The 11,861-nt window shown below is 71.3% G+C and carries 11 protein-coding genes; 3 read left to right on the top strand and 8 right to left on the bottom strand.

The window, feature by feature from the left end; all coding sequences use genetic code 11:
* Position 1 precedes the first annotated feature (1 nt).
* The 7 genes from OHA37_RS40475 to OHA37_RS40445 all read right to left on the bottom strand — a co-directional run bounded on the left by OHA37_RS40475 (position 2) and on the right by OHA37_RS40445 (position 5,550).
* The gene (locus tag OHA37_RS40475; RefSeq protein WP_266914539.1) at positions 2-220 is read right to left on the bottom strand and encodes an MbtH family protein; all 219 of its coding nucleotides are present in this window, start codon (positions 218-220) and stop codon (positions 2-4) included.
* A 32-nt stretch (positions 221-252) separates the two neighbouring features.
* A complete protein-coding gene (gene sbnA, locus OHA37_RS40470) occupies positions 253-1,263 on the bottom strand; it encodes a 2,3-diaminopropionate biosynthesis protein SbnA (RefSeq protein WP_266914537.1) in 1,011 nt (336 codons plus the stop codon).
* Positions 1,260-2,264 carry a 2,3-diaminopropionate biosynthesis protein SbnB gene (sbnB, locus tag OHA37_RS40465; protein WP_266914535.1) on the bottom strand — a complete coding sequence of 335 codons (1,005 nt, stop codon included), beginning with the start codon at positions 2,262-2,264 and terminating at the stop codon, positions 1,260-1,262. The genes sbnA and sbnB overlap by 4 nt, the downstream gene beginning before the upstream one ends.
* On the bottom strand, positions 2,258-3,133 hold the full coding sequence (locus tag OHA37_RS40460; RefSeq protein ID WP_266914533.1) for a pyridoxal-phosphate dependent enzyme: 876 nt from the start codon (positions 3,131-3,133) through the stop codon (positions 2,258-2,260). The genes sbnB and OHA37_RS40460 overlap by 7 nt, the downstream gene beginning before the upstream one ends.
* 60 nt (positions 3,134-3,193) lie before the next feature.
* Positions 3,194-3,997, bottom strand: coding sequence for a 4'-phosphopantetheinyl transferase family protein (locus tag OHA37_RS40455; RefSeq protein ID WP_266914531.1), 804 nt, complete (start codon positions 3,995-3,997; stop codon positions 3,194-3,196).
* Positions 3,997-4,950: a TauD/TfdA family dioxygenase gene (locus OHA37_RS40450; RefSeq protein ID WP_266914529.1), complete on the bottom strand. Its 954-nt coding sequence runs from the start codon at positions 4,948-4,950 to the stop codon at positions 3,997-3,999. The genes OHA37_RS40455 and OHA37_RS40450 overlap by 1 nt, the downstream gene beginning before the upstream one ends.
* Positions 4,951-5,073: 123 nt before the next feature.
* Entirely contained in the window at positions 5,074-5,550 is a 477-nt protein-coding gene (locus OHA37_RS40445) for a phospholipase (RefSeq protein ID WP_266914527.1), read from the bottom strand.
* 258 nt (positions 5,551-5,808) lie between these two features.
* Between OHA37_RS40445 and OHA37_RS40440 the strand changes: the two genes are divergently transcribed.
* Positions 5,809-8,802: an AfsR/SARP family transcriptional regulator gene (locus OHA37_RS40440; RefSeq protein ID WP_443046364.1), complete on the top strand. Its 2,994-nt coding sequence runs from the start codon at positions 5,809-5,811 to the stop codon at positions 8,800-8,802.
* A gap of 23 nt (positions 8,803-8,825) precedes the next feature.
* Here OHA37_RS40440 and OHA37_RS40435 read toward each other — a convergent pair whose 3' ends face one another.
* Positions 8,826-9,059, bottom strand: a complete 234-nt coding sequence (locus OHA37_RS40435) for a hypothetical protein (RefSeq protein WP_266914523.1) — start codon at positions 9,057-9,059, stop codon at positions 8,826-8,828.
* A 493-nt stretch (positions 9,060-9,552) separates the two neighbouring features.
* Here OHA37_RS40435 and OHA37_RS40430 point away from each other — a divergent pair, with 493 nt between their 5' ends.
* Both OHA37_RS40430 and OHA37_RS40425 read left to right on the top strand, forming a co-directional pair.
* A complete protein-coding gene (locus tag OHA37_RS40430; protein ID WP_266914521.1) occupies positions 9,553-11,169 on the top strand; it encodes a tryptophan halogenase family protein in 1,617 nt (538 codons plus the stop codon).
* A 202-nt stretch (positions 11,170-11,371) separates the two neighbouring features.
* The gene (locus OHA37_RS40425) at positions 11,372-11,824 is read left to right on the top strand and encodes a DUF2871 domain-containing protein (protein ID WP_266914519.1); all 453 of its coding nucleotides are present in this window, start codon (positions 11,372-11,374) and stop codon (positions 11,822-11,824) included.
* The last annotated feature ends 37 nt before the right edge of the window (positions 11,825-11,861 follow it).

Here is an 11,861-nt window from a genome sequence, read left to right as displayed (position 1 = left end):
ATCAGCCGGCGGCCTGCTCCGCCATGCGGCGGCGCAGGCTGGCCGGACGCATGTCGGTCCAGATCTCGTCGATGTGCGCGAGGCACTCCTCGCGGCTGCCTTCGGTGCCCTCGGCGTGCCAGCCGGCCGGGAGGTCACGGTCGGCCCACCAGACGGAGAACTGCTCCTCGTCGTTGTGGACGACGCGGAAGGCGGCGGGGGCGGACTGCTGTTCGGACATGGGTGTCTCCTGGAGAGGGGGTCGGTCGGGTGTCATACGGAGGTGGTGAGGGGGGGTTCCCAGAGGTGGGAGACGGCTCCGAAGTGCTGGGTGACCCAGGCGTCGGAGTAGACGGTGTCGAGGTAGCGGTCTCCGCCGTCGGGGAAGACGAGCACGCACTGGGAGCCCGCCGGGATCCGGTCGGCGAGCTGCTCCAGGGCCGCGACGACGGCTCCGGAGGAGGCCCCCGCGAGGACGGCCTCGCGGCGCACCAGCCGGCGGCAGGCCGCGACGGCTTCGAGGTCGGGTACGTGGACCACCTCGTCGGCCAGGGTCAGGTCGGCGAGCGGCGGCCGGATGGCCGCGCCGTGGCCGGGCAGCAGCCGGGGGCCCGGCGGGTTGCCGAAGATGGCGCTGCCGGCGGCGTCCACGCCCACGACGGTGGTGTCCAGGTCGTGCGCGCGGATGTACTCGGCGCAGCCCCGCAGGGTTCCGAAGGTGCTGACGGCCGAGAAGAGGTAGTCGACGCGGCCGCCGAGGGCACGGTCGATCTCCTCCATCGTGCGGTGGTGCGCGATCGGGTTGAGCGGGTTGCTGTACTGGTTGGGCCAGTAGGCGCCCGGCAGCTGCTCGGTCAGTTCCCGGACCCGGCGCAGCCGGGCGGGCAGGAACTCGCCGGTCTGCGGGTCGGGTTCGGTGACGACCTCCACCTCGGCCTGGTAGGCGCGCAGCAGGTCGATGTTGCGTGCGGTGGTACGGGCGTCGACGACGCAGATGAAGCGCAGGCCGAAGCTGCGGCACAGCTGGGCCAGTCCCACGCCGAGGTTGCCGGAGCTGGACTCGACGACCACGGACCGGGCGGGTTCGAGTTCGCCGGTGGCGACCTTGTCCGCGAGCAGGCGCAGGGCGGTGCGGTCCTTGATGCTGCCGCCGGGGTTGAAGCGTTCCATCTTCGCGTAGATCCGGGACCGGAAGTCGGGCAGGAGCCGGTCCAGTGCCACCAGCGGGGTGCCGCCGATGGTCTCGCGCAGCCCTTGGGCGAGGGCGCGGCGTCCAGGCTTCATGAGGGGCGGGTCTCCCCGGGCAGGAAGCCCTCCACCTCCACGCCCAGCCCCTTGGCGGCGGCTTCGGCGTGGACGCGGGCGGCCAGGGCGATGTCGAGGGCGCCGAGTCCGAAGGGGGAGTAGACGAGGGTGCGGGCGGGGTCGCGGCGGAAGGAGGCGGGGTCGCGCAGGATCCGGCCGATCTCGGCGTCGACGAAGTCCCGGTTTCCGGTGGCCTGTTCGGCGAGGTGGATCGAGGTCTGCTCGCGGCTGACGTGGTCGGTGTCGTCGGTGACGTTCTGCGCCGCGAGGATGTCCTCGACCTTGATGTCGCGCAGGGAGACGTGCAGGACGGTGGACCCGGTGGCGAGCGGGGCGAGGTCGAGGTGGGGCGCGGCGGCGGTCGTGGCGAGGGAGACCAGGCGGTGGGCCGCGAGGGCCTCGCCGGCCGTGTCCGCGACCGTCACGCCGAGGCCGGTGAGCTCGGCGGCGCGGCGGGCGAAGAGCTCGGCGCGGGCCGGATCCTGGTCGTGGACGGTGACCCGGCGCAGCCCCGGCAGCTCCGAGCGCAGGAAGCGCAGCACTTCCAGGTTGATGACACCACAGCCGATGAGTGCGGCGCCGTGGGTGTCCGGCTCGGCGGTGAGCAGCCGCGCGGCGACGGCCGCACTGGCGGCGGTCCGCTTGGCGGAGATCACCGAGCCCTCGACCAGGGCGGCCGGGCGGCCGGTTCCCGCCTCGTTGAGGATGATCGCCGCGCTGGCGCGTTCCAGACCCTGTTCGAGGTTTCCGGGAAAGGAGGATATCCATTTCATCCCGGTCGCGGGCTCGTCTCCTCCGACGAACGCGGGAAGACCGATGATGCGGTCGCGCGGGGCGTCCGGAAAGCGCAGGAATATCGAGTGCGGCAGTGCGGTACGGCCTTCGTCATGGGCCTTGTACGTCTTTTCCACGACGTCGGCGACGAGGCGTTCCTGCCCGTCCAGTATCTGCCGGACGTCGGCATGACGCAGAATCAGCATGGTGTCGCTTCCTTATGCTCGAAGTTCTCCGGGCAGCGGTCCCCGCCGGCCGGAGCGACGATGACGCAGTTCGATCCGGCCGGAATCCGGTGGGCGAGCTGGACGAGGGCCGCGGCGGCCGCGCCCGCCGTGGAGTCGGCGAGCAGCCCCTCGGTGCTCAGCAGCCGTTCCCGCATGAGGGCCGCTTCCTTCTGGTCGACCCACACCACGTCGTCGACGCCGAAGGGGATCGCCAGCGGGCCGGTGGGCACCGGGGCGGGCCCGCGGCTGACCCCGACGACGGCGGTGTCCAGGCCCTGGATCCTGGCGAACTCGGCGCAGCCGCCGAGGGTGCGGGGGTAGGCGAGGTCGCACAGGACCAGGTCGACCCGGTCTTCCAGGGCCTCGGCGATCTCCCGCATGGTGTCGCTGTCCTCCTGCGGCCACACGGGGGCGGCGCTGGTGCTGAGGCGGAACGCCGGGGAGACGGTGGCGATGATCTCCGCCATCCGCTCGGGGGCGGTTCCGGGGGCGACCGCCTCGTGGCGCGCCCCGTAGGCGGTGAGGAGCGCCGGGAAGGGGTCCGGTGCTCCGCCCTCCAGCAGGGCGAGGAAGTCGATGCCGTAGTAGCGGCACACCTGCGCGAGGGAGACGGCGAGTTCGGGGGTGCAGATCTCGACGGCGAGCGAGCCGTCCGGGACGCGCCCCTCGCGCCGGATCACCTCCCGGACCAGGGAGAGCGCCGTGCGGTCCTCGATGCTTCCGCCGGGGTTGTGGCGCTCCATCTTCATGAAGACGCGGGACGGGAATCCGTCGAGGAGGCGGCTCAGCTCCACGAGCGGGGTGCTCCCGATGGTGGAGATGATTCCTCGGTGTACGGCCTGGTTCACTCGTTTCCTCTCTCTCCCTGGACCGCAGGGATGCCTGAACCAATGTGCGGGGGGCCTCTATCAGCCATCTATGCGAATCCCTGCGTCCGTCTCCGCGAGGCGGTGGTGGACGACGGGGCCCGCGCCGGCCGCCTCCTGGGCCACCGCTCCGAAGAGGGGCGGGACCAGCGGGAGGTCCTCGACGCGCCAGGTCGAGGGGCCGGTGGGTTCGGCGTGGTGGACCAGCGCCGCGGGACGGGTCTGCGGCTGTACCTCGACGCCCGGCAGGTCGACGACGATGCCGACGCCGCTGGCCTTGAGCACGGCCTCCTTGCGGGTCCAGCAGCGGAAGAAGGCCTGCCGGCGGGATTCCGCGTCCGGCCGCCCCTCGATGTGGGCGAGCTCGGAGCGGGACATGACCAGCAGCGAGGACTCCTCGGAGACCTCGGTGGCGGCGCCGTCCTCGATGTCCACGCCCACTTGGCGGCCGGCGGCGATCGCGAGCAGCCAGTGGGACCCGGACCGCGAGAGGTTGAACTCCAGGGAGCGGTCGGGCCATTCGATGCCGGGCCGGCCGTGGGGCGCTCCCCCGCAGCGCGGGCAGGCGCGGCGGCCGATGCGCAGCGCCTCGGCCTCCACGCCGGCGTACCGGGCGAGGATGCGGCGTACGGCGGCGTGGACGCCCGCGTAGTGGACGCCCGCCCCGGCCGCCATGCCGCGCAGTTGCTCGCGCTCCTGGGCGCAGAGCACGGCCCGGTCGGCGGGTGAGAGCAGGCCGGGCGCGCGGCCCTGCCAGACGTGGACGGCGCCGGTGTCGAGCAGGTTCCGGTGCAGTGCGGTGACCGCCGGGGACCGGAGTGCTGCCGGGGTCCCTGACGCGCCCATCAGCCGGACATCGCCACGAGGACCCGGCGGGTGCCCGTGAACGGCCGGCGGCCGTGCGCCAGCAGGACGTTGTCGATGAGCATCAGGTCGCCCTCGCGCCAGTCGACGTCGACGGCGTTGTCCAGTGCGCGGTCGCGGATCTGCTCGACGAAGGCGGTGGGGATGGGGCTGCCGTCGGCGAAGGTCACGGCTTGCGGCAGGTCCTCGGCCGGCATGATCGCCGCGAGCTGTGCGGCGGTGTCGTCGCCGAGTCCGGCGGGGTGCCACTGGTCGGCCTGGTTGAACCAGACCTCGGCGCCGGTGACGGGGTGGCGGGTGGTGGCCGGGCGGTGCTGGGAGATGCGCAGTCCGCCGTCCGCCTTCCAGGTCCATTCGGCCCCGGAGGTGGCCAGGAAGGCCTCGACGTCGTCGCGCTCCTTGGTCTCGAAGGTGTCCTGCCAGCTCTTGCCTAGGCCGTAGCCGTCGTGCAGGTTCTGCAGGTAGCGGACGCCGCCGGCGAAGGCCTCGCGGACCTCGGGGTCGAGCGCGCCGAGCCAGCGCGCGGCGTCCAGGGCGGGGGTGGCGCCGCCCGTGGCCGCGGCCTTCTCGCAGTAGAACGCGAGCCGGGTGGGCCACTGGTGGGCGTAGCTCATCTCGTTGTGCATGGAGATGGTGAACTCGGGCGGGTACTCGGTCGAGGTGTAGACGTTGCCGCCGACCTTCGTGCGGGGGGAGTTGCCGTGTACGTAGGCGAGCCGGTTGGGGAGCAGCAGGTCGAGGACGTCCGGGAGGCTGTCGGGGGTGATCCCGAAGCCCCGCAGGACGATCCCCTTCTCCTTGGTGAGCAGGGCGGCCAGGCCCTCCTCCCCGGCGGTCTCGGCGAGCTGTCCGGCGAGCCGGTCGGCGCCGGCCCCGTCGGCGCTGATCTCCAACGGGGCCCAGGTGCCCGTCCTGTCTTCGGCCGTGCTCTGCATGGTCGGATCCCTCTTCTCTGCGCACGTGTTCGTGTGACGTAACCGAGGGTCGGCCGGGCAGCATGCCGAAAACTATGCGGCCGCTACAGCGCCGGCCCGCGGCGCCGTCCGGCCGCGTCCCGGTCAGACGGAGACGCTGCCGTCGACGGCCGGGCTGTTGCCGAAGGCCTTGACGGCCTGGTAGTAGGTCCAGGCGGTGGAGTCGCACGAGGTCTTCTTGAGGCCGGAGTAGGCGGAGCAGACCCGCTTGAGGTCGCCGTAGAAGGCGTCGTCCAGGCGCGGCTTGTTCGTGCTGAAGGAGCCCGCCGCCTTGTAGTTGCGGTAGCCGAAGTCGTGGCGGGCGCAGGCGGTCTGGAAGGGGAAGCCGAGCGGGTTGTCGGGCGAGGAGCTGCAGTAGTCGGTCGACCAGTCGAAGCCGTACGCGGACCAGCTGCCCTGCGAGGAGCGGGCGGCGCTCCAGGCGTTGTAACTGACCGTGCCGTTCTGGGTCCAGCTGCTCAGCACCTGGGGCTTGTCGGCCGGCGCGGCGGTGGCCGGGCCCGCGAATGCGACTATGCCGGTCACGGCGGTGGCGACAACGGCGGCGAGGCGACGGCGCATCAGAGTCCTCCAACAGACGGGGCGCCGGGATTTTCCCGGGCCGGGCCATCAGAGTGGAGGCGGCGCTTATCGGGGATCCCCGCCGCAGCTATACGGAACCTTTTGGCGAACGACCGTTCCATTTGCCCGAAGCGCACGGATAAACCACACCCCAAAAAGGGATTCACCTGGATCTACTCGTCGGTAACTGATCACATGGGCGGGTGCATCGGGGGGATTGCACGAAGGCGCTGGGAAGAGACCGGGGGGACCGCGGCGGTGCGAGAGGTCGTCTTCAGACTTTTGGGTCCTCTCGACGTGCACATCGGCGGAAAGGCCCTACGGCCGGGCGGCGCCCGGCAACGGACCGTGCTGACCATGCTGTTGCTGTCACCGGGCCGCATCGTCTCCGTCGACAGCCTGATCGAGGCGGTATGGCCGGACGGCGCTCCGACCACCGCCCGCAACCAGATCGCCATCTGCATCGCCGGCCTGCGCAAGGTCTTCAACGCGGCGGCGGACGCTTCGGGGCTGATCGCCACCTCGCACCCCGGCTACGTCCTCAACCCGCTGGACCACCGCATCGACTCGGTCCTCTTCGAGGACCGGGTCCGCCAGGCCCGGGAGTTCAGCCGCGGCGGCCGCACCTCCGATGCCTGCGACAGCTTCGCCGAGGCCCTCTCCCTGTGGCGGGGCCGCGCCCTGGACGGCATCAGCGGGGCCCGGATCGAACAGGAGGCGGCCCGCCTGGAGGAACTGCGGCTGGACGTCCACGAGGAGTACGCCGGCCTGCGCCTCCAGCTCGGCCGGCACCGCCCCCTGATCCCCGAGCTCACGGCCCTGGTGGCGGAGAACCCGCTGCGCGAGCAGGCGCGGGCGCACCTGATGCTCGCCCACTACCGCTCGGGACGGCGTGCGGACGCGCTGGTCGTCTACCGCGAGGGCCGCAGGCTGTTGGTCGACGAGCTCGGCATCGAGCCGGGCTCGGTCCTGCAGGGACTGCACGACCTCGTGCTGCGCGACTCGCCCGAGCTCACCCAGCCGCGCGCCAATCCCGCCCCGGCGCCCGCGACGGCCGCCGCCGCCCAGCTCCCCGTCGCGTCGGCCTCGTTCACCGGGCGGGCCAAGGAGCTCAGCGAGCTCGACCGGATGCTGGACGAGCGGCTGGGCCAGTCGCCCCTGACGATGGCCGCGATCAGCGGCATAGGGGGCGTCGGCAAGACGGCCCTCGCCGTCCAGTGGGCCAACCAGATCGCCGCCCGGTTCCCCGACGGCCAGATCTTCGCCGACCTCCGCGGCTACGACGAGACGTACGAGCCGGTCTCGCCGGCCACCACGCTCGACCGCTTCCTGCGCGACCTCGGCGTGCCGACGCACCAGATCCCCGCCGACCCCGGCGAGCGGGCCGGTCTCTACCGCAGCGTGCTGGGCGGCAAGCGCGTGCTGATCGTGCTGGACAACGCCCGCTCCTTCCAGCAGATCCAGCCGCTGCTGCCGGGCAACGGGCGCTGCTGCGTGATCATCACCGGCCGCGACCTGATGGACGATCTGATCGGCGACTACGCCGTCCTGCGCATCGGCCTGAACGCGATGGACCCCCAGGAGGCCACCGCCCTCCTCGGGGAAGTGGCGGGCGAGCAGCGGATCAGCGCCGACCCGGGCGCCGCGGAACGGCTCGGGGTGCTGTGCGACCGGCTGCCGCTGGCGCTGCGCATCGCCGGAGCTCGGCTGGCGGCGAAGCCGCACTGGTCGGTGCGGAACCTGGTCACGCGGCTGGAGGACCAGCGCCGGCGGCTGGACGAGCTGAGCCCGGGCGAGGGCGGGGTGCGGGCGGGCTTCCGGCTGAGCTACCGCGACCTGCCGGCGCCCGCCCGGCAGCTGTACCGCCGGCTGGGCCTGCTGACCGTGCCGGACTTCTCGGCCTGGGTGGGCGCGGCGCTGGCCGATGTCGCACCGATCGACGCCGAGGACCTGATCGAGCAGCTGGTCGACGCGCAACTGCTGGAGGTCGCACCGCCCTCGGGGCCCGCCACCCGCTACCGCTTCCAGGACCTGCTGCGGCTGTTCGCCCTGGAGTGCGCCCAGGCGGAGGAGAGCGAGGAGGACCGCGGGGCCTCGCTGGCCCGGGCGTACGGCGGCTGGCTGGGCCTCGCGGACATCGCGCGCCGGCGCACCTACGGCGGCAACCACGTGATGGGGTACGGGGAACTGACGCCGTACGCGCTCCCGGACACGCTGGTCGAGGAGCTGATGGCCGACCCCGTGGAGTGGCTGGAGTCGGAGCGCACCGCCCTGGTCGACGTCGTCCACCAGGCGGCGGACTCGGACCGGTCGGCCGCCTACGCCTGGGCGCTGACGGTGAACAGCACCACGCTCTTCGAGGCCCACAACTACCTGGAGGCCTGGCGGTCCTGCGCCGAGCAGGCGCTGGCCGCCGCGGTCCGCACCGGCGACGCGCTCGGCGAGGCGACGATGCTGCGCTCGCTGGGCACGCTGGCGATCTACCAGCGCCAGTACGAGGAGGCCGAGCCGGTGCTGGTGCGGTCGGTGGCGCTGTTCGACGCGTCCGGAGAGGTGCACGGCCGGGCGGTGGCCCTGCGCAACCTGGCGCTGTGCGCCCGCTTCTCCGGCGACCTGGAGGGCGCCACCAAGGACGCGCGGGAGGCGCTGGAGGGCTTCCGGTCGACCGGTGACACGGCGGGCGAGTCCCATGTCCTGGGGCTGCTCGCCCAGCTGGAGCTGGAGCGGGGCAACACCGCCGAGGGGATCGCGCTGTGCACGGAAGCCATAGCCAAGAGCCGGGAGGCCGGCAGCGTACGGGGGGAGACCCAGAACACCTACCGGCTGGCCGAGGCGCTGCTGCGGCACGGCGATCCGGCGGGCGCGGAGGAGACCTGCTTCAAGGTGCTGGAGCTGACCCGCGAGGACGGCGACCGCCTCGGTGAGGCGCACTCCCTGCGCGGCATCGGCGAGGCGCGCTGGCGCCAGGGCCAGTGGGAGGCGGCGGAGTTCGTGCTGCTCCAGGCGCTGGAAGTGGCCAAGGAGGTGTCCGACCGGTTCCTGCGCGCCCGGATCGAGACCGATCTGGGCCTGTCGTCGGCGGTCCGGGGCTCCGGCGACGCCGTGCGCTGGCTCACCTCGGCGCGGGCGGTCTTCGCGGAGCTCGGCGCGGTCGTGTGGCGGGAACGGGTGGACGAGGCGCTGACGGTCGTCACGGCGGCCGGGGCGCTCCCCGTGCCGCCGGACGGACTGGTCCGCGTACTGGAGGGCTGAGCGTCTGCGGCGGCCCCCGGCGCTCAGGTCCAGGGAACCTCCGGGACGAGGCCCCCGACGACCTCGACGACCTCACCGATCACGCCGATCACGCCGGGGATCGGTCCGGTCCAGGGCACCTCGCCCTGGACGCCGGTGGCGACGGGCGCCGGCGGCTGCTCGCTCGCCGCCGCCCCTCCCGCCGATCCGACCGTCAGTGCCAGTGCGGCGACCACGGCGGAAAGAGTGGTAGCGAGGGCGGTGCGGGTGCTTCGCATGCGTCGTCTCCTAGTCGAATCCACTTCGGCGCCGCTGCGGTCGGCGACAAGCAGGACGCTATGGAGCTGCGCTGTCGGAGCGATATTGGTTCGATTAACGCACAGGTGTCACTCCCACCTGGGAGGAAGGATTCCGGAACGCACCGCGAGCCCCACCGCCGGTGGGCGGTGGGGCGCACGGATGTGTGGGGGGTGTGAGCCCGGGTCAGGCGTTGTTGTTGCCGTTGTTGTTGCCGTTGTTGTTGTTCTCGTTGTCGACGTTGTTGTTGCCGTTGTTGCTGTTGTTCCCGTTGTTGCTGTTGTTGCTGTTGTTGTTGTTCATCGCGGGGTCCTTTGTGTCGGGTGGGTATCGCACTCAGCGGGATCAGCCTCCGCGCCGGGGCTATATCCCCACTTCGCATACACGTGCACCCCGGCTATAGATCTTCCATAGGCACATGCACGAACCTGGTGCACCGAACGTCAGGACCGCCGCCTGGAAGAGAGTCCGCACATGCCGCGCAGCGCCGCCGCAGATACCCGCGTCCGAAGCGTCGTCGTGCTCGGCGGTGGGGCGGCGGGCTGGATGACGGCCGCCTACCTCGGCAAGGCGCTCCAGGGCACCGTGGAGATCACCGTGCTGGAGTCCTCCTCGGCCGCGCCGCTCAGTCTGGGCGTGGCGACCGTGCCGAGCCTGCAGCATTCCTTCTTCGACTTCCTCGGCATCAACGAGGAGGAGTGGATGCGCAAGTGCGACGCCAGCTTCCAGATGGCCGTCCGCTTCGTGAACTGGCGTACCGAGGGCGAGGGCGAGGCCCTGGCGCGCCCGCTGCCGTCGCAGGGTCCCGACCACTTCTACCACCCCTTCGGGCTGCTGCCGGACTACGACCAGACCCCGCTCTCGCACTACTGGTTCAAGCGGACGTACGAGGGCACGACCACGGAGCCGTTCGACTACGCCTGCTTCCGCGAGCCGCCCGTGATGGACGCCAAGAAGTCCCCGCGCTGGCTCGACGGGCGGACCGCCACCCGGTACGCCTGGCACTTCGACACCGGGCTGTTCGCCGGCTTCCTGCGGGACTTCGCGGTGACCAAGCTCGGCGTGCGCCACGTCCGGGGCGAGCTGGCCGAGGTGGTCAAGAACGACGGGGGCTTCGTCACCGCCCTGCGCACCGAGGACGGCGCGGCCTTGGACGGCGACCTGTTCGTGGACTGTTCCGGCTTCCGCGGACAGCTGATCAACGAGGCCATGGGAGAGCCGTTCATCGGCATGGAGGGCCATCTGCTGGGCGACAGCGTGGTGACCGCAGACGTCCCGCACGACGACGCCGCGCACGGGGTGGAGCCGTACAGCTCCGCCATCGCCATGAAGGGCGGCTGGACCTGGAAGGTCCCCATGCCGGGCCGGTTCGGCACCGGGTACGTCCACTCCAGCCGCTTCACCACGCGCGAGGAGGCGGCCGGGGAGCTGTGCGCGCTGTGGGGCCTGGACCCGGAGACGACGCGGATCGACTACGCCCGGCTGAGGGTCGGCCGCAGCGAGCGGGCCTGGGTGAAGAACGTGGTCGGCGTCGGCCCCTCCTCCTGTTTCCTGGAGCCCCTGGAGCCCACCGGCATCCACTTCGTCACCACCGCCCTGCACCAGCTGGTGCGGTACTTCCCGGACCGCACCTTCCGGTCCGCCCTCGTGGACCGGTTCAACCGGGAGATCCGGGTGATGTTCGACGACACCCGCGACTTCCTGCAGGCGCACTTCCACTACGCTCCGCGCAACGACACCCCCTTCTGGCGGGCCGGCAAGGAGCTGGAGCTCCCGGAGGGCATCCAGGAGAAGGTCGCCGCCTACCGGGCGGGCCTGCCCATCGACGCACCGGTCACCGACGAGTCGGCGTACTACGGCCTGGAGTCCGGGAACCGTTCCACGTGGACGAACGGCAGCTACTACTGCGTCTTCGCCGGTCTGGGCCTGATGCCGGACGCACCGATGCCCGTCCTCGCCCACAAGCCCGAGTCGGTGGCCGGGGCGCAGCCCCTCTTCGACACCGTCAAGCGCCAGCAGCAGAACCTGCTGGAGACGCTGCCCAGCACCTACGAGTACCTGCGCCAGCTGCACGGGGAGAGCCGCTTCTGAGCGCGCCGTAAGTCGTGCCGCGAGGGGTGGCCGGAAATGGCGGACCAATACGCCATGCCGGAGTGATGGCGCCACATGCGCGGTGGAATGTCACTCGAACCGGGCTTGAGTGATCCTTCGGATTCCGCCGAACAGGCTACGCGAGGTGCTTCAATGGCCACCGTCAGGGGCGCAATTGGATCAGCAGGGAGCGGGCACGGGGATGCGTAAGTCGTATGTCGCGGCGCATGTTTACATGATCGTCGGAGTGCTCTCCGGCTTGTACTACCGCGAGTTGACCAAGATCAACGATTTCGAGGGCGAAACCCAGCTCGGCGTTCTGCACACCCACTTGCTCGCGCTGGGCATGCTGGTCTTCCTGATCGTGCTCGGTCTCGACAAGGTCTTCGGGCTCTCCGGGACCAAGCAGTTCACGTACTTCTTCTGGTTCTACAACTCGGGCCTGACGATCACCTGCCTCAGCATGCTCTACCGCGGCACCCAGACCGTGCTCGGCAACGAGGTGCCCGAACTGTTCTCCCTGGTCGGAGGGTTGGGCCACATCATCCTGACGGTGGGGCTCGTCCTGCTCTTCATCCAGCTCGGCAAGCGGGTGAAGGAGCATGAGGACGCCCGCCGGACCGAGCGGTCCGAGCCGGTGAAGACCACGGTCTGACGATCGCCCTGCGGTGCGGCGCCTACGGTGCGTCCGC

The organism is Streptomyces sp. NBC_00335, assembly GCF_036127095.1.
GTDB lineage: Bacteria > Actinomycetota > Actinomycetes > Streptomycetales > Streptomycetaceae > Streptomyces.
The sequence above is the reverse complement of the archived record's forward strand: the minus strand, read 5'-3'. Positions and strand labels throughout refer to the sequence as shown.